Genomic DNA, 26888 nt, shown 5'->3' with positions numbered 1-26888 from the left:
TCATCCCCACTTCAACTGAGAGGACTGCCATAACCTTTGAATATGGGAACGCCGGATAATTTCTGGCCAGGCTTGTAGGGAACTGCGTCTCCATAGATATACGGTCATATGGAGGAAATATACAAAACAAAAAACTGCTAACTTTAATAGGTTGGGAAATAAATTTTTATAGCGTTTAATGCCAACGTAGAGTCTAGCGGCTTCTATAGAAATTTCGTAGTAAGTTAAATTACCAATATCCGACACCATCAAAGAGCTTTTACCGTTGTCTCCGGTATTCACTACACGTAATTCTGGACAGTGTAAAATTTGATAGCCTCTTTTCAATGCCCGTAAGCATAGTTCTGCGTCTTCGTAACCAAAAAAGATGTTTTCATCCCACTGTTCTTGATCAAAAAACTGACGGGGGAAAATAGTGGCATGAATGGCTACAGTTTCGGGAATATCACTAGCACAGAAATATCCGCGAAAAGATAACTTACCAGAAGCCATCACACATCCTTCAGGACTTTGACTGATACCGGATAGGATAGTGTAATTTCTTTGTTCTGGAGATAGGTTTGTATATTGCGCGATCGCACGGGCGATAAAATCTGATTCTACACAAATATCATCATCAACAAACGCTACTAAATCCGTCTCCGAACTAGAGATGGCATTGACTGCATTGTTACGGTTAGCACAAACACCAATCCGGGGGCCTGTAAGATAGGTGATGTGAGGATATTGTTGGACAATCTGATAATTGCGTTGTTGTACTTCTATATCCGGTGAATCATCAGACACAACTATTGAATGTGGTTTAGTCTCACAATCCCATAGCGATCGCAGGCAATTTTCTAAGTATTGAGGACGATTTCTAGTTGTAATGCAAACAGATACTCGCATTGTTTACTGGCCTTTGTAACTAAGTTAAATGACTAGAATTATTAATTAACGTGATGTGTGACTTATTCTAGAAACCCCTCTCCAAACCTCTCACGCCAGTTGCTTCTCTACGAGACGCTACGCCAACAAGTCGGCAAAGCCGCCCAACGCACTGGCTTCCCTGCAAGGAGAGAGGCTTTAAATCTTGCTCCCCTTCCCTTGTAGGGAAGGGGTTGGGGGTTAGGTTTGAGAGAAAGTTGCACACGGCATTAATTAAGAGCAGTAGCTTTTGTTTGATCTCTGGAAGTGCTGAATAATATTTTTAACAGGCATAGTGTTCCATTCCAGAGGATGATTTTAGCCGTAGCTTTCAATACTGGAAAAGAAAAACTATACTTAAATGCTGTGTGAATTTGAGCGATCGCCTCAGATATTTGCTCTTGAGCTAACAAGGCTTTGGCTGAATCTAAAGATAAAAATGCACAATTGAGCTTGGCTTTTTTATGAATTTTGCCATTAACAGCGTAGGGTAGATAAGATTTAAAAATCATTTCTACAGTATCAAAAGTTTCTTGAATGAAGGTTTTACTTTTAGCATGAACTCGCGTCATAGACAAAAAGTGTCGCCGCCACATAGCTAAAGGTTGCGCTTCAAACCACATGGGATAATTCTTAAAAATTCTCACCCACATTTCCCAATCACCACTTAAGCCACAGCGTTGATCAAATCCTCCTAATTGTTCATAAACTTCACGCCGGACTACTGCCACTGACGGCACTGAAATACAACAAATTTCAGCAATTCGCTCTACCCAATCACTAGGTAAAATGCCACTTTCTGGTAATTCTAAACTAGAGAATCCTTGCCAATTGCTATCTTCATCAATATAAATACTCCGACAAAATGCCGCACCAATTTGTGGATTTTCGTGGAAAACTCCCCCCAGCTTTTCATAAAATCCATCACAGACACAATCATCACTATGGAGAAGATGAATTAAATGACCTCGTGCTAATTCAAAGCAGGTATGAGAGTTATTCATCGGCCCCACATTTTCTGGTTGTCGATAAAATTCAACTCTACCCTTACCTAGTTCTGCCACTACTGCGGCTGGATCATCTTCTGTGGAGCAATTATCTACAACGGCAATTTGCATCACATCGAGGCCTGGATCTTGAGCCAAAACGCTAGCTAAAGTTTCCCGCAGATATTCTGCACAATTATAAGTAGGAATCATCACCGACCAAAGTGGGCGGGTAACTGTCTCTTGAAATGGTGCGATCGTGGGACGATAAGGATGTACTTGATACATAGTCTTGATTACTAATAATCACATTTACTACTAAATTGTTCTGCTTTCCGCATGAACAGTTGGACGAGCTAAAAATTTTGCACTTTTGAATAAAAACCGCCCTAGGTAATATCCTCGCTCTGATAGAGAGTAAAATGGCCATCCTAAAATCAACCATGAGATTGCCCATACCTCGTGAATATCCCACCTAGATTGTTGATAATATTTGGTGCGGCGATACTGGAGGTTGCGGGATAAATTAACTCTTTGGGGATAAGCAATACGTTCTAAAAAGTCGTTGATATATTGGTTAGTCATCTCAATTCCTGCCTGAGATTTGGCTTCTTGTTCCTGGGTTACTGCTCCTCTAGTAATGTGATTGTTTGCACCATGTATGCGATAACTGCCTAAATTTTCATGTAATGTTTTAATTTTGCCTAAAAAAGCTGTGCAGTAAATAATGCAACCATCTGCCCAAATCCGCCATTTTAGAGGATCAATAGGAAAGACTTTTTCTAAGGCTTGACGACGATAGGCAAGTCCAGAGGTGGGGGGAAAACACCAAGCATTTCCTGTATTTAAGATGACTGAGGCTAAATCTTGACTCAGTTTTGGCCCTTGGGTAGAAGCATGATTGATTTTATTGTCATCGCCATCAATAATATCTAAATGGTGCATGACACCGACTACATCTGATGTTTGAAACACTTCGACAATGCGTTGAATTTTATGAGAATGCCAAACATCATCAGCATCTAAAAAAGCAATAATTTCTCCACTAGCAGCCTCAAACCCAGCATTAAATGCACCTCCTTGCCCTTGATTAGCTTGGAAGATAGTTTTGATTTTATCTGGATGTGTTGCTTGAATTTGAGTGATGACATCACGGCTATCATCTAAAGAACCATCATCAACTATGATTAACTCAATGTTGTCATAGGTTTGAGATAAAGCAGAGTTGATTGTTTTGGGAAGATAGCGAGCGTAGTTATAGTTAGAAATAATAACTGAGACTTTCATGGCACTGTGACAAAATACAGGTGATAGATGAGAGAAAAATCGAGTTGATGATGGTTGAGAATTAGCCTAGATGACCTGATTCATGTTGCATTTGATGATATTTCCAGAGCTTACCTTTGAGTTCTAATAACTCTTGATAGCCACCTTGTTCAACAATGCGCCCCTGTTCGAGAACAACGACTTTATCGGCTTTAGCAATGGTAGATAATCGGTGAGCGATCGCAATTACTGTTCTACCCACAGATAACTTTTCCAAAGACTCTTGAATTAAGCGTTCAGACACAGAATCTAAAGCACTTGTAGCTTCATCCAAAATCAAAATTTCTGGGTTACTTAATAATGCGCGCGCAATCGCTAATCTTTGTCTTTGTCCTCCAGATAAGCGTACACCTCTATCTCCTAATTGGGTGTCAAATCCTTGGGGCATTTCTAAAATAAATTCTAAGGCGTTAGCTAATCTTGCGGCTTCTTGAATTTGTGCTGCTGTTGCTTCTGGTGAACCATAGCTGATATTTTTCCACACAGAAGTGTTAAAAATAAATGTGTCTTGACTGACAACAGCTATTTTACGCCGCAGGGATTTAACATCAAATTTTTTGATGTCAATATCATCTAAATAAATATAGCCGTCAGTCGCATCATGAAATCTAGGAATTAAATCAGCTAGTGTGGTTTTACCAGCACCAGACGCGCCGACTAAAGCTGTAGTTTTACCCTTTTCAATACTCAGGGTAATATTATTCAGAATTAATTGATCGGGAGTATAACCAAAATCTACAGATACCAAATCTATTGACCGTTTTAAGCCCGTAAACTTAAGTTTGCCATTTTCAAAATAAGGCTTATCGTCAGTTTGCAACAGATTTTGAATAGTATCGGCAGAACCTTGCAAGCTGCTTAAATATGCTCTTGTGCCATTAATATCTTGAATGAATGGTACAAGGCGGAACAACACAAAGAAAAATGTTAATAGAGATGAAACTAGTAGATGACCTTGAGATACAAATATGGTAAAAGCTAGGATAATCATCACTACTAAAACCGTAGTAGCTATAGCTTCAGCTATAGGTCTAACTAATGTCCAGGTAATGACAACTTTAGTACCAGATTTGACTATTTCGTTACTAGATTTGTAGTAGCGATCGCGCTCAAAATCCTGTGTACTAAAAGCATGGACTGTGCGAATCCCATTAATAAATTCTACGGCTGCGGATGTAAAATTAGCATTAGCTACCGATAACCCAAAACTACTTTCCCTGACTCTGGCATTCAAGTTAGATAAGGCGACTGCTAACAATGAAAATAGAAAAATTGACAGTATAGTTAACTGCCAAGACATAACAAACATGGAAATTAAATAAACAATGATTGTCAAGCCCCTAGTGAATAAAAATGCTGAACCACCAAAAGCTTGCTTGACTCTTTCAATCTCTGTAGTGATGATATTAACTAGTTCACCAGAACGAGTTTTAGCAAAGTAACTCAACTGCATAGCTTGCAGTTGCTCAAAGATACTTTTTCGCAGGCGATCGCCCAAATGCAATTGTGCTAATTCTGTATATATTTGGCTAAAATAATTAAACGCTGCTCTTAACCAAGTACTAAATAAAATTAGCATTGATACCCGATATAAGCGATTGATTTGCGTTTCTTTCGCACCTAGCACTAAAATATCAAACCACTCTATCCCCGTTTTGACTGGTGGTGCATCAGGACTAGTTAAACTTTGCAAAAAAGAAAGTAGAAAGCCAATGCTCACACCTTCAAAAGCTGCCGCCAATACAGAAAATATCACTGCTAAAATGGCTATTTTTGGAAACTTTTTTATTTCCCGTAAAATCAAATAATTATCTTTCCAAAAGCTAGTAGCCTTAAATAAATTTCGGAGCGGTTTAGGTATTTTCAAAATCATAATAATTTGCTAAGACTAACTTTGTTACATTGCATCTCTTAACTAGCTCAGATCCAAATTAATCTGCTCCTAAATTATAGAAATGCTACATATCCAGCCGATACTAGTTAACTAATTTCTGTCGTAATTAATTGCAACAGTAAGATTTACCAATTACTAGACTTATTCTCAAGAAAACTTGTATATTTGAAGCTAGTGTAAAGTAGGGAAAATCAGTAAGAAAATTGCGGGCTATACACTGAGTTGTATAAGTTGCAATCAATAATTCAGTAGATTTTCAAAAGATTGATACTTACAGCACTTTTGAAGTAAGTGAGGTACACCATGAGTAATGAGTAATGAGTAATAAGTAATAAGTAAATTTCTTACTCATTACTTTTTTCAATCAGTTGCTGTACCTCATCAACATCGAATCTGCTGTATTTGTTAGTAATACCGTTTCTTGATGTAGCTTGCCTGGCGTAGCCATAGATGCACTTTATTCTGTACTGTAGAGACGTTGCATGCAACGTCTCTACATCATTTATTTGGCGCAACTTCATAGAGAATTGGTATAAGGACTTTAGTCCTTACTACAAACGTTTAAGTGAATAGTCAACAATTAAACTAACTGATAACTGATAACTGTCAGACTCATAGCATCTTCTAAAGTCCAACAACGACTACCAATTAGACTCATATCACCCCGCAGTACATTCCATAATTTTGGTAGATGTTCCAAACCAGACTTACGCAGCCAACGCCCCAAAAATTGATTACTTTGCTCATGAGGAATAGCAAATTTAATCGCTCGAAATAGTTTTCCTTTTTCTCCTACACGCCACTCACGAGTAAACATTGATTTTGGTGAATCAATCTGCATCAGCATGATTAATATTGCCATGATGGGAATCGCTAACAATAGCAATACACCAGCAATTACTCTATCTATGAATTGCAACCACATTGCACCGTGGCGACTTCTTTTAAATAATTTAGAGCCAGAGGGTGTGCGGAGAAATATAGGTTTATCTGCTTGTTCACAAGCCTCAGCCCAGAAATTTAACACAGTTTTGCCGAGTTGGGCATCTATAGTTACCAAATCAATTGGTGAATTTTTTAAGCACTCTATTAATAATTGCTGATTATCTAGAGCAGGTAAATATGGCTGTGGTAATTTCTGCAAACATTTAGACTTAACTAATAATTGACCCTGCCGCCATTGCAGTGTGTAGTGGGAGGAGCAAAAGTCTTGTACTTGAGAAGTGACAGGATAGTAATGATCAAAACTTGGAACTATTGTGCTTGTCATATGTCTTTGGATTTATACAAAGTAAATCACTCAGCTAATATCAAAGGCTATCAATGCCAAAGACGTTGATGATAATTTGGTGTGTTGCCCAAAGTTGTAGATACTTGCGCCTAAAAATATCCTGGTTTAACTTGCATGAACACTCAGTATCTCACTTTAGTAGTTATGCTGATTTTGAGACTTAAAAACTTAGATATGAAGTAGATAGATATTAGTAAACATAATTAGCACATTGCTTGGTAGATTTAGTTATGTATAATACAAATTAGGGATGTTGGAGAGATGCAGAGGTAATTTACCTAATTACTACCTAAATAACTTGATAATTATGTTGGATGCCAGTAAGCTATCTACCGCTTTCAATAAATCTAAGAAATTTAGTCTAATCTTGCCTTTGAGCTAACCAAAATCAATTTCAATCTCTAGGATATAAGACTCTGTAGAATTGACTATATCTATTGACCAATTCTTTATTCACTCTTTAAATACATAGGTTTATTCCATTTCAAATATAAAGTTGGCATAAATATACTGACTTTTAACTAATAAAAACAGACTTAATTGTCACACTAAAAAAGTTAAATTATTACAGAAATTTTAGGGAATTTATTTCAGCAATTTTTCATAAAAAGAACAAAATTAATCTAATTTTAATTATTTAACTTTTAGTATATGTAGGGTGTGTTATACCACTTCTCTATGAAGTTGCGCCAAATAAATGATGTAGAGACATTGCATGCAACGTCTCTACAGTACAGAATAAAGTGCATTTCCATCAAGAAACGGTATTAGGCGTAAGCCGTAACGCACCGAAAGCTTGGGGCTGTACATTACTCTCCCGACTAACACAAAGGCAATTATACAAAAAAAGTGCGATCGCCTGTTTTCATAACTGCGATCGCACAATCAAACCTAATGTTTTAAATTTTAACTTTAACTCCTTCCTTACTTCTCTACCGCTTGTTGCAGAGCAAATCGATATTCCTTGGCGTACTGCACATATGTACTACTGGAGTTAGCTACCCCATTAGCCACAATTCCAATCAGATTTAACCGACTTAACATAGCAGTAGCTTCAGCAATTTGAGTGCGAGTCACCTTACCCATACTCGCTACCAACACCACACTCCGACAAGAAGAAGCAGTCAGCATCGCATCTACCAAACCCAACACAGGCGGCGCATCGATAATCACCAAATCATAATTCTCCTCAAAGGCGTTCATCAATTCCGTCATCCGAGGAGAACTCAAAAGATTTGCGGGGTCAGCAGGTCTGGGGCCAGCCGTCAAAATATCAATGTAAGTTGAACCTATAGAATGAGTGCCAATTTGATGCGGCAAAGTAATCTCACTAGCCAATATAGTAGATAGCCCTTGCTCATTAGGCAAATTTAGCTGCTCATGCAAACTAGGATGACGTAAATTCGCGTCAATTAACAAAACCCGTTTGTGTAACCGCGCCGCACTCATTGCTAAACCTAAAGCAAAACCTGATTTACCCTCATCCATCACAGGGGAAGAAATCATTAAAGATTTTAAGCTAGTGACAGAATTTAAAAGTTCAATATTTTTGTAAATCAAGTCCAACGATTCCCAACGGGGAGGAGACTGTAAAACCTCCACTGTCCAAGGTGCGGGTATTTCTGGCTTACCAAAGGGTAACTTAATTACAGATTCTCTGGTTTTAGCTGGGGGTAATTTAGGGGTAGTTCCCAACAAAGGCAAAGCCACTTGTTTTTCTAACTCAGCTGTGGTGCGGACAGAATCATCAGATGCTTCTCGAATAAAGGCAGCAATACCTCCTAACATCAAACCCACCACTGCACCTAACATGAGATTTTGCTGGAGATTTGGCCCCAACTTCATCCCTAATTGGGGTTCTTCTACAACTTCCCAGTTAAACCCACCCTTGGCTAGTTCTTGGCGTAATTGTTGTTCTGCTCGCAACAACTGCTCTAACCTTTCGCGGCTGAATTGTAACTGTGGTTTAATGCGATTGTAATAAGCCAATAAAGGCGGAAAACGTTTAATTTCTAAACGTAGCTGAGTTTCTTTCTGTGCCAAAGTTTGGTCACGGGCAGTTAGAGAGACTATAGTTGTTTGAGTATCTACTAATTGACTAGCAAGGTTGAGATCAATTTCACCAAACTGTCCTTGTTCTAGAAGTGGTTCTCCAGAATTAAAAACACTAGCAGACTTAACACCTAAAGTCCTGCCTACTTCCTGTTGCAATAATTCTTTTTGGCTTTGTAGTTGTTCTTTCAACTTCTGAACGCTAGGAGTTTCATCTGTGAAACGTAAACGTTCTTGCGCTAACGACAGTTCAGTTTTTTGAATTTCGTTGAGCAAACCTTGGTAACGAGTAGACTGACTCAGACGAGAAGCAACTAAAGCATTTTTAGGAGAACGATTTAGTTGTTCTTCTAGGGATCTTTGCTTGGCTACAGCTTCTTGATATTGAGAGCGAGTAGTGCGGCGTTCTTGCTCAATATTATTTAAAGCTTCTTCTAGAGCCTTGGCTTGAGCTTCTGGGTCAATTAAGTTCTGATTTCTGCGAAATCTTTGCAAGTTAGATTCAGCAGCATTAACTTCTTCACTTGCTTTAGTTAGTTGTTCTCTAATAACTTGCAAACCTTTTTTCAGCCGAATATCCTGCTGATCTTTGTTATATTCCACATACACTTGCCGAATAGCAGCCAATACTTTTTGAGTCTTTTCTGGGTCTGTATCGGTGTAGTCTACTTGGAAAATTTTTGTAGCTACATTATCATCTTTAGCCCTGATTTGTTCTAAGGCTAAAGCATTTTTAATTTCAGCTACACTAATATCTGGATATTCAGATTTGAGTTTATTTACTGCCTTTTGAATTAACCCAGAACTTTGCATCAGGTTAAGTTGAGTAGCAGTGTCTATCTGCACATCCGGTTCAATAAACTGATTCCCTGGTTTAGTTTCATCTTTCTTCCCTTGATAATTCGGTTCTACCAATAGCTGCATTGAGCTTCTGTAGGTAGGTTTGGTTTTAGCAGTCATGAGGGCTGCTAAGGCAATAGTCGTGATGAATGCTGCTAAGAACCAAGGAAATCTGCGGATAAATACAGCCAGAATCTGTCCATAACTTGGTTCTGTATCATGATTGGAATTGACAATATTGGTGCTGAGACTAGTTTGAACCACGTTGCTATCCTTATTTGCGAAGAGGAATAGGGAATGGGAAAGAATATTGAGTGTTAATTGTTGACTGTTAAAGCTTGGTCAATAATTTGTTCAACTTTGCTAAAAAAGACTGGTTCTGAGAAATTATTCACGGCATGATTACGGATATTTTCATAGTTCCAAGAGATGCTGCCAGATTCAAGTAATGCTGTTTGTAATGATTCAGGAGTTTGTCTTTTAAAAAAGACTCCAGTTTCTCCATGTATTTGTGTATCTAATACACCACCTGCACCATAAGCAATAACTGGTGTACCACTAGCATTAGACTCTACCGGGACTAAACCATAATCTTCTAAAGCAGCTACTATCACAGATTTGGCTCTAGAAAATAAGTCTTTACGTTGGCTATCACTCACATGGCCTAAAAATTTAATGTTATCCAATGCTTTAGCTTCTAATCGTTCTCTTTCTGGTCCATCACCTGAGATTAATAGCGGCCATCCTAACCAATTAAATGCTTCTACTATAACATCGAGTCGCTTATAACTAATCATTCTTGCCGAGGCTAAATAGTATTCATCTTTAGTATCTGAAAAAACAAAGTTACTGGTATCAATGGGATAATTAACCATCATTGCTGGTTTGCCATAAATCTTTTCGATGCGGCGAGCCACAGTACTAGAATTAGCAATGTATATGTCAGGTTCTTGAGCATATTTTAGGTCTACATCTCTCATTAATTGGAATATTTTGGTGATGATAGGGGCAAAATAGCGGTAATCACTATATTCTCGTAAATAAGTTTCTGTATCCCATAAAAAACGGGTGACATTATGACAAAAACAAACGTGTTTTGCATCTGGTCTTTTTCTGACTGCTTTAGCAAAACTTGTACTACTACTAATGATTAAATCGTAATCTTGTAAATCTAAAGCCCGAAAGGCGGGAAAATATAGAGGAGCTATTAAACGAAAATATTTAGTAGCCCCAGGAATTTTTTGTAAAAAAGTTGTATTAACTATGCGATCGCCTACATCAATTGTTCTGTCTGGGTCATATAAAGATGTAAAAATATCTGCTTCTGGATAGCGTTTACAAAGCAATTCAAAAACACGTTCTGCTCCACCACGCTGGGTTAAATAATCATGCACTAGAGCAATTTTCATAAGTCTTAGTTAATATTTAAAAGTTGATAGAGATGCGGTTAATTGCATCTGTATAATTACTAGATGGGCAGGTAAATGCTATTAGATACCCTCAAGCCCCCTTGTTGAAGGGGGCTATTTTGCAGGTATTTAGGGCAAAAATTTGACTAATTTATTCAAAATCAAAGCTGTTGTTGGTATTGTTAATTTTCAATTTTGAATTGATATTAGCTAACGGTTGCCAAGACTTTTTCTGGAGCAAAATATTTGTTTTGTTCGGCTCTGAGTTGGTCGCAAAGTCTGCCGTTTGGTAGTTCTACATCATCGTAGGTGAGGACTTGATCTTTAGGAATATCTCGCTTGAGGCGGCAACCTTCAGCTAAACCCATTGGTAGAAGATTCTGTTGTTGGACAATATCGTAATTTTCACATTGTCCGTAGGTCATATAATAGCCGATGCCATCTAAAGTTGTGCCGGCTGTTAGGTCAATTTTTGCAGTGGCCACTACGTCTACCATAGGCGCGCCCAAAGGAGACATCACCGCATCTTGGAATAACACTGCACGGGCTACAGATAAGGGAACTTCAAAATGACAGAGGTGATAAGGGGTGTAGAAGCTATAGAGAGGGCCTTCACCGAGTTTGTAGAGGTTGAGGTAGTGCTGTTGTTTGGGGTCGTCGTGGGTAGCAAACACGAATACGCCAGGGCCTGGTTTTGCGCCGACGACATAATCTACAATTCCACCTAGTTCTTTAAGTTGTTCAACATCATACATATTGGTCATTTCGTCTACATGACCTGTGAAGTCATAGCCCAACATTCCGCGCTTGGCAACTTTCATCCCTGTGGCATTAGCCACGATCGCCTGCTCGAATGATATCTTTGTACCATCGGCAAAGCTTGTCACCATGTGGGCTTTTTGTCCCCAACGTTTGGCGAATGCTTCTTGGGTGGTGGGGTTGCGGTAAGGGTCTTGCAAGCCTTTGATGTTACCGCACAATAAGGGAGTTAAACCAATACTTTTAACAAAGCGGTACAGGTTCATCTCTACCCCTGGCTGGTCGCCATCACAAGCCGAGAGAATCACACCAGCTTTATCAGCGTAGACTTTGAGAATACAGCCGACAGTGCCATCTAGTTCCGCATTCATCATAATAATATGTTTGCGGTGGGCGATCGCTTCCATAACGATGTGCGCCCCAAATTCGACTGCACCAGTTACTTCGATAATCGCATCAATGCCTGCCGCTTGACAGATCAGGTGAGCATCTTCGGTGATAGCATATTTACCGTGAGCGATCGCAGTTTCTAATGCTCCTAGATTATTCACAATTTGCATCTGTTCAATCCCAGCTTCTTGATAAGCCCGTTGAGCCTGATCAATACTACGATTAGAAATAGCCACCAACTCCATCCCAGGGACAGAATTAATGATTTGGTTGGCAATTCCCCGACCCATAAAACCTGCACCAATCATCCCTACTTTCACAGGATTTCCAGCTTCCGCACGAGCTTGTAAAGCACGATCAATAATAATCATTTCCTTAATTCCTTATATTTAATATTTTCTTGCACCTCGGTTAAAAACCGGGTTTCTTGCAAATCCCTCAGCTTAAAACCTTAATCTTTCGTTCAGAAACCCGGTTTTTTAGGTTTTTTAGGTTTCTTGCAAATCCCTCAGCTTAAAACCTTAATCTTTCGTTCAGAAACCCGGTTTTTTAGGTTTCTTGCAAATCCCTCAGCTTAAAACCTTAATCTTTCGTTCAGAAACCCGGTTTTTTAGGGCTTGTTAATTCCTAACACAACGCTTCCACTGGGTCAGAGCTACCAATAGGAATAGTTTCTAATAGTGGCCAATTAGCATCTTTTTCAGAAATAACGGACACTTCTAGAGGCCATTGAATATTAAAAAATGGGTCGTCGTAACGTAATCCTTTTTCATATCCAGGAGTGTAAAATTCACCCACTTGATACACAACTTCCGCATCATCAGTTAGAGCTTGATAACCATGAGCAAACATTTCTGGTACATACAAAGCTCGATAATTTTCGGCGGTTAGTTCTACACCAATATGTGATAAAAATGTCGGTGATTCAGGACGCATATCAATAATTACGTCATAAATAGCACCTTTAATACAGCGTATTAATTTAGTTTCGGCGGCGGGTTTGAGTTGATAGTGCATTCCCCGCAATGTGCCTTTTTTATAGTTATAAGAAAGGTTACACTGAGCAACTGCCGGTTTTAAACCGTGGGCAGCAAATTCTTGAGCGCAGAAAGTCCGAGCAAAAAATCCCCGGTGGTCTGACTTTTCTTCTAAGTCAATAATAAATGCGTCTTGGAGTTCTGTAGCGGTAAAAATCATAGTTTACTGAAATAAAAGTTGAGTAATGAGTGCTTTTAGTCTGACCATCAAGTGATGCTTACACCCTTATCTATGACCTGTTTTTACTAATCATTTAGTATTTACACTAGATAAATGAAGAAACAGGAACTTTATTTATCGGAATGGGTTTTATTTCTGCAAAAATTTAAGTGTATGTAGGCCTTTGGTGCTAGGTGCGTTACGCTGTCGCTAACACACCCTACTGGCGTGTCAACGCTAAAATCTTGCAATACAAGCAAAAAAATTGTAGGTTGCTTTTCTAACGAAACACTACCGCGTACCTGTGATACTGTTTCTTGATGAAGATGTACTTTATTCTGTACTGTAGAGACGTTGCATGCAACGTCTCTACATCATTTATTTGGCGCAACTTCATAGATAATTGGTACGAGGTGTTACAAATTACTGATTTAGCAATTCCATATAGCCATAAATGGAATCAGTATTTTGAGAGCCGATATAGGCCATCTTTGTAAAGCACCTAAAAATACTTTGTTATCAACCTGTTGAGAGTTGCGTAAAAGCATCTGGCGACAAAATTTTTGAGAATAACCACATTCTTGGAGCTTTGAAATTACTTCAGGTATGTGTTTGTATTGCATTAATAATGCGGCTTTTGGTTCTTGCTCCCAATAATTCACACCAACATTGAATTGTAAAAAATTTTCTTTGGTGACAATTACATCACCATGAGCCGCACAATAACCAGCTAGATAGGCTAAAGACATCCAATTACTAGCAGCATCTGGCCAAGTTTCTAGAGCTTTTTTGACTAAGTTAGTCCGATAAATACTAGCAGCTAGAAACATCACTGCCCCAATACTTTTAGCAAAACAATGCTCAAAAATTGATTTACCATCTTCACAACTATCTTCACAGTCAATATCAAACCAATGATTACCGATGATAGTTGCTGGATAGACTGGTTGTCCAGTACTTTTATTATGTCCTGAAAAATTGAGCAATAATAATGATAATTTTTGCTGTTGCTTGAGTTTATTAATTACATAAGCAATGGCTCTTGTTTGAATCGGGTCATGATCGCCAATGATCCAAATATACTCAGTTTCTGTGGAGTTTAGGCAGTGCATAATATTTTTCATCACACCTAAATTCTCTGGATGCTTATGAGTTTTAAATGTGACTTGATTTAGTTCAATTCGCCATTTCTCAATAATTTTGGCAGTGTCATCACTGGAACAATTATCAGCAACTAAGATTTCACAATCTGCTGCACAATCTGGTATAGCTTCGGCTAGCCATGTTAACTGTTTATCAAGTAACTCAGACCGATTATAAGTAGGAATGGCAAGAGTCAATAATTTGCCCATACAATGATTAATTTTGTTGTTTTTCAGACACCAGAATTTAAAAATCCCGGTGTTTGAATATCTTAAAATTAATTAGCTTTCCAGAAGAAATCTTGGTTAATTTGTTCAGTCCGAATTAAAAATTCTAGTTGTTTTAAGCGGGTGAATCCTCTAAATAAAAATGTGTCTTCAGCCATGTCAATTTGGCTGAACAAGTCAAATAATTGTCTAGCACCGCGTTGAGCATCCCAATCACATTTAAATCCAGGTAGGATACTGTTGATTTTCTCGAAGGAGACGCGATAACTACGGTTATCTGCACCGTTATCACCAAAGGATAATTTACAACCAGGGAAAGCATCAGCGATGATTTCAGCGATTTCTTTAACCCGGTAGTTGTTGGTTGTATCACCAACGTTAAAAATTTGGTTGTGAATAATGTCGCGGGGTGCTTCTAAGGCGCAAACTATGGCTTTGCAAATATCGAGTGCGTGGACTAATGGCCGCCAAGGTGTACCATCACTAATCATTTTGATTTCTTTGGTAGTCCAAGCTAAACCTGCTAGGTTGTTCAACACGATGTCAAAGCGCATTCTAGGGGAAGCACCAAAGGCTGTGGCGTTTCGCATGAAGGTGGGGGAGAAGTCGTCATCAGCCAGGAGTTGGACATCGCGTTCGACTAGAGTTTTGCACTCTGCGTAAGCTGTTTGGGGGTTAACGGGAGATGTTTCTGTGACATCTCCTTCCGTAGCTACTCCATAGACGCTACAAGAGGACATATAGACGAAGCGACGCACACCCATTGTTTTCGCTAGGTTTGCTAGTCGCACAGAACCTAAATGATTGATGTCGTAGGTGATGTTGGGTGAAAGTTGACCGGTAGGATCGTTGGAGAGTTCAGCCATGTGGACTATTGCTTCCACACCCTCTAAGTCTTCGGGGTTGATGTGACGGATATCTTTGTTGAGGGTTTTGGCTGTGATATCTGTACCGTTGTAGAGCCAGCCAACTTTATAAAACCCGGTGTCTACTCCGATGACTTCGTGTCCGCGTGCTGTTAATAAAGAAGGTAATAAACAACCTAAATAGCCTTCTGTTCCAGTTACTAAAACTTTCATATTTACTAATCTCTTTGGGTAAAAAATATTTTTGTAAATGCAGTAACCCAAAATAACTAACAAGAAATATCAAAAAATTAGCAGAATAACTTGGCAGAATACCCTAATATTAATCTTCTAATTTTTCTCCCTAACCGACGGAGGAAAGTATCACGCCATCCTGACCAATCTGTCATGTCAAGATACTGGAAAAATAAATCTTTTCTGGGGTGTTTACATTCGTCCCTTAATCCTGCTAACCAAGGTTTAGGAGTAGCAGTATAGTGAATAATGTAAGGTTGATGCAGCAATTCGTTATAGACATCTTTGGTAAAGGGACTTTTTTGCCAAGATGAATAATGATATATCCTGGGCATCTGATTCCATCGGGGATGCAGTTCTCCCCATTTGTCTACAAGAGCTACATTTAGACCATCTTGATCGTTAGCTAGATTTTCTTTTTTGATCAATTCGAGAACCTGTTTACCGATATTTTCGGCTCGCCACTTCTCAAGATTGATAACTAAAAGTCCAGAATTAAAGTATTTAGAATCGGGAGAAATTCCTAAAGCTTGATAGGTTTTCCAATCGTAAGCAATGGACATATATAATTGGTGATCATCCTGGACTGCTAATACATAGTTATCGCCAATATCTATATTCCATAGCTCTGCTAAATTCCCAGTTACTACCATGTCGGTATCTAGATAAATTGCTTTATCAAAATGTTTTGGGATAACTTCAGGAATCAGAAGCCGATAATAGCTAGAAATGGTTAAATGCCTATATAAAGGTAAATTGGCAAATAAGGCTTCATCTAGCTGAATCCAAGAAATCTTGACTTTTTTCGAGTCTAGGGAACGGATGATTTTACGTTTTTTGGTGTTGCTAATACCACCATCCAAGATAAATAAAAATATCTGGCGATCGCTACGAAGATTAGCTAGTGCCGAACGAACTGTTACAGCTAGAGGCATAGCATAGTTATTATCGGCAGCGCAAACCAGCACTATTGGCTGCAATTGGGGGATAACCGTCATATTAGAGGATGGTGGTGTAGAAATAGGGGATTATTTGCCCCTATTTTGCCTGCTCTTTAAATAACTGCTGGAATGTGTGTATGTTGAGTCACTTGTGCGGCGATCGCTTTGCCAATTTCTAGGGAAGAAGTGGCAGCCGGTGAGGGTGCATTGCAAACATGGATAGCATTTTGACTAGGTACAATCAAAAAGTCGTCTACTAGTTTGCCGTCATCCATTAAGGCTTGAGCGCGTACTCCGGCATGGGTGGGGACTAAATCCGATTCTTGCACTTCGGGAATCAGTTTTTGCAGACTTCTGGTAAAAGCAGCTTTGCTAAAGGAACGAATGATTTCTTGGATACCTTCGTCGGCGTGTTTGGCGGCGAGTTTCCAAAAACCGGGGTAAGTCATTACCTCCGCAAAGTCTTTCCAGTCGAAGTCGGTTTTGTGGTAGCCTTCCCGTTTGAGGCTCAGAACAGCGTTTGGCCCTGCATGGACGCTACCATCAATCATTTTGGTGAAGTGAACCCCCAAGAAAGGAAAATCGGGGTTGGGAACTGGGTAAATCAGGGTTTTTACCAGATAGCGTTTTTCAGGGGTGAGTTCGTAATATTCCCCCCGGAAAGGCACAATTTTCGCTTTCGGGTTGACTCCACCTAATTTAGCAATGCGATCGCTATGCAATCCGGCACAATTAATCACAAACTTGCTGGCAAAGTCACCTTGATTGGTTTCCAGGACATAATTTTGACCACTGGAAACAATTTTCAAGACTTTGGTATTCAGCCGTAAATCTCCCCCCTGCTGTTGAATTAGTTCGGCGTATTTTAAACAAACTTGCTTGTAATTGACAATGCCAGTTGAAAAAACGCGAATCCCACCTACACAACTAACATGAGGTTCAATTTCTTTGACTTGTTCTGGGGTAATTTTTTGGACTTTAATGCCGTTATCTACACCGCGTTGATAGAGATTTTCTAAGCGGGGTAATTCTTCCTCATCTGTAGCCACAATTACCTTGCCACAAATCTCATGCTCAATGCCATACTCTTGACAAAATGCTACCATTGAGTCTCGACCATCCCGGCAAAATTTAGCTTTGAAACTCCCTGGTTTGTAGTAAATTCCAGAGTGAATTACACCGCTATTATTACCAGTTTGATGAAACGCCCATTGGCTTTCTTTTTCTAAGATTAAAATCCGGGCTTGGGGATAACTTTTACCTAAAGCCATCCCTGTAGATAGCCCAACTATTCCCCCACCGATAATCGCAAAGTCGTACATTGGTATTACTGCACTAGATGTTAGAAGCAATCAAAAGGTAAAAGCCAAAAAACAAAGTGATAAAATGTTATTTTTGGCGTTGGAATTTACCGTTATATGGGTAAAAATTATAACTTGACAAGTAGCTATTTAACAGTTAATTGTTTTACCTATGATTTCACTCCCACACCTTCCAAGGAGCTTGATTATTTTTCCATAGTTCTTCTAAGTACTTTTTATCTCGTAATGTATCCATTGGTTGCCAAAAACCATGATGTTTAAAAGCCGATAATTGCTCTAAATCTGCTAACTTTTCTAATGGTTCTTTCTCCCAAACAGTACTATCATCAGCAATAAAATCAATGACGGCTGGTTCTAATACGAAATAACCACCATTAATCCAAGCACCATCACCATCTTGTTTTTCTCGAAAACTAGTAATTTTTGTTTGTTCTTGTGCTAGAGAAATTGCCCCAAACCGACCTGCTGGTTGAACGGCTGTGAGGGTAGCTAGGGTCTTTTGTTGTTGGTGTAATTTAATTAATTCAGTAATATTAACATTACTAACTCCATCACCGTAGGTAAAGCAAAAAGTTTCATTACCAAGATGTTCTCTCACACGCTTTAAGCGTCCCCCTGTCATAGTCTGATCACCTGTGTTAACGAGGGTGACGCGCCAAGGTTCAGCATAACCAGAATGCACATTCATCTGGTTAAAACGCATATCAAAAGTTACATCAGACATATACAAAAAGTAGTTAGCAAAATACTCTTTGATGACGTAACCTTTATAACCACAACAAATAATAAAATCGTTAATGCCGTGGGCAGAATAAGTTTTCATAATATGCCAAAGGATTGGTTTACCACCAATCTCAACCATTGGCTTAGGTCTGATACTGGTTTCTTCACTGAGGCGTGTACCCAGTCCTCCAGCCAAAATCACCGCTTTCATGCAATTACCTCAAAGATGTGCAGTCAATTATTATGAGAAATTTATCAAACTGAAGAGGATGCACATGGATATATGAGAGAAAAATTCATTTATTTTGTATTTTTCTCCGTACATAATCTAACTGTTATTTAAGGCAGTTGCATAAAGAAATAGTAAATAAAATCATTGAATCTATAAAAGCTTAGTAAATATAAATAAATAAGACATTAAAGGCTAGAAATGTGGTTTTTAGCTAGACAATTATAGTTAAATTTAAATGACATTAAACCGAGGTTTATGTCTGTAAAATTATAGATTTTAACAATAATTGCTTAACATTTTAAGACATAAATAAATATCGAATTTAGATTTAAGCGATTGTTTTTATAAAGACAAAATTACTATTTCGCTAACTTATACATCGCATCAGATGTTGAGTCAGGAAAAAAATAAATTAATTAATGTATCAAGTTTTTAAGAGGTTTGTAGTAAGGACTTTAGTCCTTAAAAAATCAGGACTGAAGTCCTTACTACGAACTTGCTGACCTATCAAAAAGTTAGCACTTTGTCATCTCTGTTACTGAGTGGTGTTGACATTGTTATTGGCATATCCCAACACGACAGAACTGTGAAATAAAGCATGACATTTGCTTTCTTCCAGGATACAGATGCTGCTGAGTGCTTGCTGATAAATTTCTGTATCTTCTTGTTGTAAGGAAAGTTGAGCAGCTGTTTCTAAATCTTGCAGAGTTTGCAAATAACTGGGGTGAGATTTGTTACTTGTGAGTTGTAGAAGTTCATAGCGAACCATTCCCCGCTTGAGGTAAACTTTGGCAAGTTGATTGTTGAGTTTTAAAGCTTGGTCAAAATCCGCGATCGCCTGGTGATATTGTTGCATAGATTCGGTACTATACTGAGCGATTTGATAGCGGACAGCACCACGTTGAAAATAAGCCTCAGATTTGGCAGGGTTAAGTTTGAGTGCCTGATCAAAATCTGCGATCGCATCTTGATATTCTTGGAGAGTATCGCTACTGTATTTAGCTATCTGGGAATAGACTATACCCCTTCTGATATAAGCTTCCGATTCTTTGGGGTTGATACTCAGGGCTTGGTTAAAATCAGCGATCGCTAGTTTATATTCTTTATCCGGGTCGTTGCTATATTCTGCCAGCATATAGCGGGCATTACCCCGATTCACAAAAGCTTTAATTTCTTGGGGGTTCAGTTGTAAAGCGGCTGTGTAGTCTACCAATGCCCCTTCATAATCTTTGAGGTTGTAGCGAGCGTTACCTCTATTAACGTAAGCTTTAGAGTTGTTCGGCTCTTGTTGAATAGCTTGGGTAAACTTGTCTACTGCTTGTTTATAGTCTCGCACTTGGTAAGCTGCATGACCTTGCTGGTAATAATCAGCAAAACTTAAGGTAGTATTATCAATTGCAGGCTTCGTAATTAAACTTTGCTGGGCGTAGTTATTCTGAGACACCAAGGGACGCGTCCATTTCATCATTACATCCAAATATCCCAAAGCCCCAAACCCCAACAAGCAGCAGACTATGGGATACAGTCTCTTGCGGCGGCGGTGGCGTTGTGGTGCAAAGGTAGATGTGGGTATGTGCCAGTTTGTTTGATACAAAGGCATCACTGGCAAAGGTAAACCAATAGGCGGCGCAGGTTGGGAATAGCGTCTTTTTTTCGTGGGGACGCGAGGACGTAAATGTTCTTTTTTTTCTATTGCCCCTACTGAGGGGAAAGGATCTCTACCACCTAAGCGTACCGCCCGCTCACACCAAGGACAGCTATGCAGGTGGTTGCTATAGCGATGTTGGGGATTCACACTACAAGTAGTCAAGGAGTCTTCCGCTTCCGCCAAAGCAGACAACCAAGCTTGAGCATGAGGACGGTGTTGGGGGGCATAGTGGCCATCCTCAAAACACTGAATGAACAGTTCTTGGAGTCTGGGGTGGAGGATTTCCCAAGGTGGTGCAATGGGTGTAGGTAAATAGGGAACTTGCCGCTTTTTACTGTAGGTAAAATGTCCGGCGGCAATTCTGGCTTCATAGGGTGGTGGTTCAGGAATGCCCTGAAATATGCCAGAAAAAGGATGTGTCCCTTCCATTAATAATTGGAAGATCAGTACCCCTAACCCAAATAAATCATGACTGAGATTGCGATCGTGATGAGCAAAGATTTTATTCTGTAATTCTGGTGGGGTAAACTCTGGTTTACCTACTGGACAACGATAAACCACATCATGTTCAGGATCAGGCACTTGGAAAGAATCTGTATCTACCAAGGTGACTAAGGCTGTATCACTGACAAGGATATTAGACTCGTTGACATCACCCACACAGTAACCACTATTGTGTAAAGAGGCAAAAGCTGCCGCCAAATTGCGAGCTGTGCGGAGAAGATATTGATAGCTAAATAATGGGCAGTGTTGGCGGCGAGTTTTAGGGTTATAAAAATCAATGATGGGACGCATTCCGCGAATGCGGGGCATAACAAAGCCAACAATACTTTTGTTGTCATCTGTTCCCCACAATAATTCTTGTGGCCAAGCAATGGAAATATGTCCTAAATTCGCCGTCGGGTTTTCTGGTGGGTTAGCAAGCATCGCCCGGAGTTTCTGGGCATGAGCAACTGTTGGTTGATGATAAACCTTTGCCACTAAATCGCCTGGGGATGGCACGGCATAAATACAGGCTTCACCACCACGCCCCAAACTCACGCTGAGACTGAGAATTTCTTCCTGGGGAAGATAACGTAGTACCTTCATGACAATCACGGTTAAGGGGGTTATTGGGAATTGGGCATGGGGCATGGGGCATGGGGCATGGGGCATTGGGCATTGGGCATGGGGCATTGGGCATGGGGCATTGGGCATTGGAGTAAAAATCTCCCTTGTCTCCCTTGTCTCCCTTGTCTCCCTTGCTCCCTGCCCCCTTGCTCCCTGCTCCCCTGCCCCTCTGCCTCAGACTCGCACCTCTGCCTTCTTCTTGAGAAACCGAACTTGCAGAATCCTAGCTCATGAATGGTTGAAGGAAGCTAAAATCAGCGTTAAATCATCGTCAGTACGTTGTGTAATTCGCTCAGAACCTAAAAACCTGACTAACTGTTCTTTTGCTTCTGTTTGATCTTCTACTTTTTGGACAAAATCAAATAAAGGAAAAAAGAAGGGTTTGTGAGGTTCACCAACAACCATATTCAAAGCCAGCATTTGTAGTCCATCGGTGAGGACTCCAATGTTAACTATGGTTTCGCGCCATAGTCTCATCTGCGCTGTATCTAAAGCACCTGGTGAAGTTAAAAAAGTCGTTTCGTTGATATATTCGCCGTTGTTAGGTATGGTCAGTGCTAGTAAGTTGCCTAGATGATCTTTAGCTACTGCCAAACCATCACCAATTTGTGCAGCTGCTACCATTTCCGGTGAGGCGATCGCAATAATTAAGGTAGTTGCTAAATCCTGGGGCAATTTTTGGCTAGCCTCTGCTTCATCTTCCACGGCTTTTTTCGCCGCTAGCAAGGCATCCGTTAACAGTAATTGCACCGTGGCATCTTCAGCTAGGGAAGCTCTAGTGATATCTTTAAGCGATAAGTTTTCTATAGCTGTTTCCACAGCTACCATCGCCCCGACTTTCCCCTGGCTGGCAGAACCCGCACCATCTGCGGCGGCTGCTATCAACACGTTATCAGGCAATAATTGCCAGTGGTGAGCATCCTGACACAGCTGCTTATTTTTGATGTGGCTTGTACCACACACAGAGGCGGCGACTACCTGCCAATGAGGGTTCTGTTTTGATGTTTTCATATATTTGTTTTGTCAGCTAGCTGTGCAAGTGTCAAGCCGCAATCCGCTTAAAATCAGTTAACAGTCAACAGTCAACAGTGATTTAAGGTTTGATAACTGATAACTGATAACTGATCATTGTTAAATAGAACCCCAGCCAATAGGCGGTAGTGCAATTTGCTCATCTATCTGGGAATGGGAAACTGCTGACATACTAGCCGATAACCAAACAAACATCTCAATAAAATTTAGTCCTTTGAGTTTTAAAGGTGTACGCACAGCAATTTGATTCAGGCGCATCATATTGGCGTTTTCTACACCAACGCTAAAAAAGGCAACCCGTTTATTGGCTTCATCTCCTTGCAGCCGAATTGCTGCTTGCTCTACTAAATGATCTAATTCACCTTGTGGCTCACCATCCGTAATCATAAACACCCACGGGCGATAGTAGGCAATACCGTTGGCACGATACAAAGATTTTCGCTCTTGCACCATATCCAAGGCTTTATGGATGCCTGCACCCATACTAGTTAATCCTTGTGCTGTCAAAATGGGAGGATTAAATTGATCAGCTGTGACAAAATCCTGTACTACATTAATATGACTATCAAAAGTAACGATCGCAATCTCTACCCTTCTCGCTGCTATGGAATTTTTGACTAACTCATCTTTCAAACTCAGCAAACCCTGGTTGAGAGCTTCTATAGCCAGCCCTTGCATTGAACCTGATGTATCAAGTAACAATACACAAGGACAACGTGGTTCTGGATTCTCCGCAAACTCTACTACTTCATCTAGTGTTAATGTATCGCTCATAACGTTTTGTGTTATGTTATAGTCCAAAGCTCTATGTTCCTTTTTCCAAAGTATATATTTTCTCCGGCAAAAGCCGACAAGACCAGAGGTAGATGTTTGATGGTAGCTGGTTCAATCTTCATTCAACAGACCATTTTTACCGCACATTCTCCATATTTAAGGAAATCTTAATCAGAATCTCAATGAAATCAAAATATGATGAATCGTTCTGATTTCAGACATTAATCATCTACCAAAATTTATATAGAGCAAACACAGAATATAATAAATAATTCGCCTTTGCCTACATAATTTATTAAAGATTTCGTATGGAATTTTTATTTTTCTATATCGAAAATAAATTTGGAAACATCATAATTACCATGTTCAAAAATACCTATTGTAACTAAGAGAACTCAAGACAAAAATTTGTTAAAAAATACCAGACTAAATTATGAAGTTAGCATTGTTACCAACTATTAATAAGCACTCAAGCAGATGTAATTCTACAAATTATCTTCCTGTCATGTTTTATCTGTTATCTGTTCCTTTTTTTATATGAATTATTCCGGCACATTTGCAACACTCAATCCTCAAAGTTTATTAAGACAACTATCTAGTTGTTTAGATACCACTTGTTTGCAAGCCGCGAGTAAGTTAGTTACTTGGTCAATTTATCTAGAAAATGGGACAATTACCTATGCAACCCATTCTGTAGAACCCTTTGACAGATTAGAGCGTCATTTGCGTCGTTTACACCAGCAACTTCCCCAGGTAACACCGGAAATCCGAGTTAAAGTACGCTTGCTGTTTGAAACTGACTTATACACTCAAATCAACGACAATCAAAATTCTGATATCATACAGCCACAGGATTATCTAGCTATTCAATGGCTAATTAATCAGAGATATATAGATACACAACAAGCTACACAACTGATTCAAGAATTGGTCAAAGAAGTAATTGAATCATTTCTGCTCATTGAAAATGGTAATTATCAGTTAAGCGATTCATCACAGCAATTACCTGTAATTTGCCGCTTGGATGTGGCTAAAGTCATAGAACGATGTCAAAGCAGATTGCAAAATTGGCAGACTTGCGTACCCAAAATTACCTCTCCTCATCAGCGTCCCTACTTGCTACTGCATCAGACAATTCCCGCTAAAAATACCGCTTCACTGTCACCCCAATTAACTTACTGGATGAAGGGTTTTAGTCTACGCCATTTAGCGGTAATCATGAATCAAGATGAACTGCAACTAGCACAATATTTATATCCTTATATTGTGACAGGAGAGATTATCTTACATGAACCAGATCCACCATTTGATCAGTTACCTAAAATAGTGGCACACCCGCCAGCAAATCCTGAATACACAACTGCTTTACTAGATAAAAAGTTAGTTGATACAGTTGTAGAACTCAGTAGCAGTGCTAGTCCCATCACCCCAATTGTAGAGATAGAAAATGTTGCCATTGTAAAGCGATCGCAGATTTCTACTTCTACAACAGCACCCAACCAAGACTTAAATAACACGAATACAACTCCCGAAAGAGTAACCCCCGCTACCGTCCCCCTAGAAAAACTTTACAAAATTGTTTCTGTGGATGATAGTCCGACAATCTTAAAAGAAATCAGTTATTTTTTAGAAAATGAAAACTTTACTGTTATAGCCATTAGCGACCCCTTAAAAGCCGCAATGTCAATTATTAGGCACAAACCCGACTTAATCTTACTCGATCTCAATATGGCTGGGATTGATGGTTATGAATTGTGCCGTATTATCCGTAATAATTCTACATTTAAAAATACACCGATTATTTTTGTTACAGGTTCTAAAGGCATAGTAGATAAAGTAAAAGCTAGACTAGTAGGTGCATCGGGATATTTAACAAAGCCTTTTAGCCGTGCAGAATTGTTAAAAATGGTGTTTATGCACTTAACTTAAGCAAAATTCGCAGGCTTTAGGGAACGGGAAAAATTCATAGGGGTTGAGTAATGAGTAATAAGTAATGAGTAATAAATAAATACCTATGACACACCCTACAGTTGGGATATTGTTTGATGTCGAAGTTCCTTAAGTATCACAACTCGTAACCAGCTTACCCAAATGCTTGAGGATTCTTAAAACTTCAGATAAACTGTTGCGATATTGCGATCGCGTTGCGAATATATCGGAGATACCATACTGTTTACCCAAGGTTTTGACAAACAAATGGCTGCTACCGTTGGTGATCATGCCATATAGAGCTTGTTCTGGTTTAGGATTAACTGCCATATAAGCTAATGTCTGGGGAATCGCTAATTCTAAATCAAATATCGTCTTTTTTGACTCAATTAGCACAATCCATAATCTACCCTGCAAAATTAAAACATCAATTCTTCCCCGTAAAATCTCTTCATCATCTCCTTGTGCTTCAATCTCAACAGATACCTCAGTTTTAAATCTGTAGGGTGCTTGATAGAAACCTGCAAGTTCTAGTAATGGTGACAGCACAACCATTTTGATGGTTTCTTCTAACAAACTTCCATATGAGATTTGATATAAGTAGTTTTGTCGGACTTGCTCTAACCTTGCTTGTTCTGCTTCATTTAATGCAGGTAAATCCGCCATCCACTCTGTAAAAAATTCACTATCACCACTTAGCTTTAACCCCAGTTTCTCCTCAACTTGGCGAAGGGTGGTAATTTTTTCGGCAATGGCTATGCTGGTGGTCATGGTTAAATTTACACTAAATCGCCTAAGAGGATGTTTGGAAAGTATGAAACTAATCAATCAAGCAAGTCTTCTCAGCATTAACCGAATCATTGCGACTTGTACAAATGTTTCATGGGTCTGCGGTAAAATTTCGTAGTCTTTACTTAACCGGCGACACCAATTAAACCAACCAAAACTGCGCTCAACAACCCAACGTCTTGGCAGTAGAACAAAGCCTTTGGTATCAGTTGGACGACGTACAACCGCTAAAATCCAATGGTAAGTGTCCATCACCCATTTCATAAATCCCTCACCTTGGTATCCAGCATCAACCCAAATACAAACTAACCGTGTCAGGCGATCGCTGATCCTGTTGTAGGCTTGTGCAAATAATTTCTTTGCTCCAGCTTTATCAGATTCATATGCTGATGTCACTACAACCATTAAGACCAATCCCAGGGTGTCAACCAGCAAATGGCGTTTACGTCCTTTTACTAACTTACCTGAATCAAAACCAACATCCTTTGACACCATTGTTCCATTATCCACAGATTGGCAATCGACTATTGCCGCACTGGGATTAGCTTCTCGGTTTTCCACAACCCGCACCCATTGTTGTAGCTTATGATTCATACCTTCCCATGTACCATCCATTCGCCATTTGCGGAAATAGTAGTAGACCGTTTGCCACTTCGGAAAGTCATGCGGCAACATTCGCCATGCACAACCCGCACAAAGAATATAAAAGATAGCACTAACCACCCCACGTAGATCAACACAACGAGGACGACACCCTAGATTTTCAGGCGGTATCAGATTTGATAACAATTCCCATTGTTCATCTGTCAGGTCTGTTGGATATGATGTAGACATTGCTCTAGTAACCCTGTCGCTTTTTTATCTACTG

Annotated in this window: 20 protein-coding genes; 1 reads left to right on the top strand and 19 read right to left on the bottom strand. The window is 39.5% G+C overall.

Features of this window, described 5'->3' with window-relative positions:
• From ACPZ3T_RS23575 to ACPZ3T_RS23495, 17 genes are all read right to left on the bottom strand, one after another.
• Complete coding sequence (locus ACPZ3T_RS23575; protein ID WP_490271874.1) at nt 1-888, bottom strand: glycosyltransferase family 2 protein; 888 nt, start codon at nt 886-888, stop codon at nt 1-3.
• Between the two features lie 248 nt (nt 889-1136).
• Nucleotides 1137-2180: a glycosyltransferase gene (locus ACPZ3T_RS23570; protein WP_490271873.1), complete on the bottom strand. Its 1044-nt coding sequence runs from the start codon at nt 2178-2180 to the stop codon at nt 1137-1139.
• A gap of 30 nt (nt 2181-2210) precedes the next feature.
• Nucleotides 2211-3179 carry a glycosyltransferase family 2 protein gene (locus ACPZ3T_RS23565; protein ID WP_490271872.1) on the bottom strand — a complete coding sequence of 323 codons (969 nt, stop codon included), beginning with the start codon at nt 3177-3179 and terminating at the stop codon, nt 2211-2213.
• 61 nt (nt 3180-3240) lie between these two features.
• On the bottom strand, nt 3241-5091 hold the full coding sequence (gene hepA / locus ACPZ3T_RS23560; RefSeq protein ID WP_490271871.1) for a heterocyst formation ABC transporter subunit HepA: 1851 nt from the start codon (nt 5089-5091) through the stop codon (nt 3241-3243).
• Nucleotides 5092-5692: 601 nt separating this feature from the next.
• Nucleotides 5693-6382, bottom strand: a complete 690-nt coding sequence (hepC, locus tag ACPZ3T_RS23555; protein WP_490271870.1) for a heterocyst development glycosyltransferase HepC — start codon at nt 6380-6382, stop codon at nt 5693-5695.
• Between the two features lie 945 nt (nt 6383-7327).
• Complete coding sequence (locus ACPZ3T_RS23550; protein ID WP_490271869.1) at nt 7328-9559, bottom strand: GumC family protein; 2232 nt, start codon at nt 9557-9559, stop codon at nt 7328-7330.
• Nucleotides 9560-9612: 53 nt separating this feature from the next.
• Nucleotides 9613-10704 (bottom strand): glycosyltransferase, encoded by a 1092-nt coding sequence (locus tag ACPZ3T_RS23545; protein ID WP_490271868.1) that lies wholly within the window; start codon nt 10702-10704, stop codon nt 9613-9615.
• Between the two features lie 206 nt (nt 10705-10910).
• Nucleotides 10911-12224 carry an NAD(P)H-dependent oxidoreductase gene (locus tag ACPZ3T_RS23540; RefSeq protein WP_490271867.1) on the bottom strand — a complete coding sequence of 438 codons (1314 nt, stop codon included), beginning with the start codon at nt 12222-12224 and terminating at the stop codon, nt 10911-10913.
• 256 nt (nt 12225-12480) lie between these two features.
• Nucleotides 12481-13050 (bottom strand): dTDP-4-dehydrorhamnose 3,5-epimerase, encoded by a 570-nt coding sequence (gene rfbC, locus ACPZ3T_RS23535; protein WP_490271866.1) that lies wholly within the window; start codon nt 13048-13050, stop codon nt 12481-12483.
• Nucleotides 13051-13481: 431 nt separating this feature from the next.
• The gene (locus ACPZ3T_RS23530) at nt 13482-14402 is read right to left on the bottom strand and encodes a glycosyltransferase family 2 protein (RefSeq protein WP_490271865.1); all 921 of its coding nucleotides are present in this window, start codon (nt 14400-14402) and stop codon (nt 13482-13484) included.
• Between the two features lie 68 nt (nt 14403-14470).
• Nucleotides 14471-15499 carry an NAD-dependent epimerase/dehydratase family protein gene (locus tag ACPZ3T_RS23525; protein WP_490271864.1) on the bottom strand — a complete coding sequence of 343 codons (1029 nt, stop codon included), beginning with the start codon at nt 15497-15499 and terminating at the stop codon, nt 14471-14473.
• A 77-nt stretch (nt 15500-15576) separates the two neighbouring features.
• Entirely contained in the window at nt 15577-16518 is a 942-nt protein-coding gene (locus ACPZ3T_RS23520; RefSeq protein ID WP_490271863.1) for a glycosyltransferase family 8 protein, read from the bottom strand.
• Between the two features lie 56 nt (nt 16519-16574).
• Nucleotides 16575-17783 (bottom strand): L-2-hydroxyglutarate oxidase, encoded by a 1209-nt coding sequence (gene lhgO, locus ACPZ3T_RS23515; RefSeq protein ID WP_490271862.1) that lies wholly within the window; start codon nt 17781-17783, stop codon nt 16575-16577.
• A gap of 157 nt (nt 17784-17940) precedes the next feature.
• Complete coding sequence (gene rfbF / locus ACPZ3T_RS23510; RefSeq protein ID WP_490271861.1) at nt 17941-18717, bottom strand: glucose-1-phosphate cytidylyltransferase; 777 nt, start codon at nt 18715-18717, stop codon at nt 17941-17943.
• Nucleotides 18718-19273: 556 nt separating this feature from the next.
• Entirely contained in the window at nt 19274-21475 is a 2202-nt protein-coding gene (locus ACPZ3T_RS23505) for a tetratricopeptide repeat protein (RefSeq protein ID WP_490277344.1), read from the bottom strand.
• Nucleotides 21476-21724: 249 nt separating this feature from the next.
• On the bottom strand, nt 21725-22507 hold the full coding sequence (locus tag ACPZ3T_RS23500) for a PP2C family serine/threonine-protein phosphatase (protein ID WP_490271860.1): 783 nt from the start codon (nt 22505-22507) through the stop codon (nt 21725-21727).
• A 120-nt stretch (nt 22508-22627) separates the two neighbouring features.
• Nucleotides 22628-23302, bottom strand: coding sequence for a vWA domain-containing protein (locus tag ACPZ3T_RS23495; protein WP_490271859.1), 675 nt, complete (start codon nt 23300-23302; stop codon nt 22628-22630).
• A 537-nt stretch (nt 23303-23839) separates the two neighbouring features.
• On the opposite strand from ACPZ3T_RS23495, the gene ACPZ3T_RS23490 reads away from it, so the two are divergent.
• Entirely contained in the window at nt 23840-25231 is a 1392-nt protein-coding gene (locus ACPZ3T_RS23490; protein WP_490271858.1) for a response regulator, read from the top strand.
• Between the two features lie 129 nt (nt 25232-25360).
• Here the strand turns inward: ACPZ3T_RS23490 and ACPZ3T_RS23485 are convergent, their stop codons facing one another.
• Together ACPZ3T_RS23485 and ACPZ3T_RS23480 are read right to left on the bottom strand one after the other, a co-directional pair.
• Nucleotides 25361-26002 (bottom strand): type I restriction endonuclease, encoded by a 642-nt coding sequence (locus ACPZ3T_RS23485; RefSeq protein ID WP_490271857.1) that lies wholly within the window; start codon nt 26000-26002, stop codon nt 25361-25363.
• A 57-nt stretch (nt 26003-26059) separates the two neighbouring features.
• Nucleotides 26060-26854: an IS5 family transposase gene (locus ACPZ3T_RS23480; protein ID WP_490271763.1), complete on the bottom strand. Its 795-nt coding sequence runs from the start codon at nt 26852-26854 to the stop codon at nt 26060-26062.
• Nucleotides 26855-26888: the final 34 nt, after the last annotated feature.

Source organism: Aliinostoc maniaoense (genome assembly GCF_058172895.1).
This window is presented reverse-complemented; position numbering and strand designations above follow the sequence as displayed.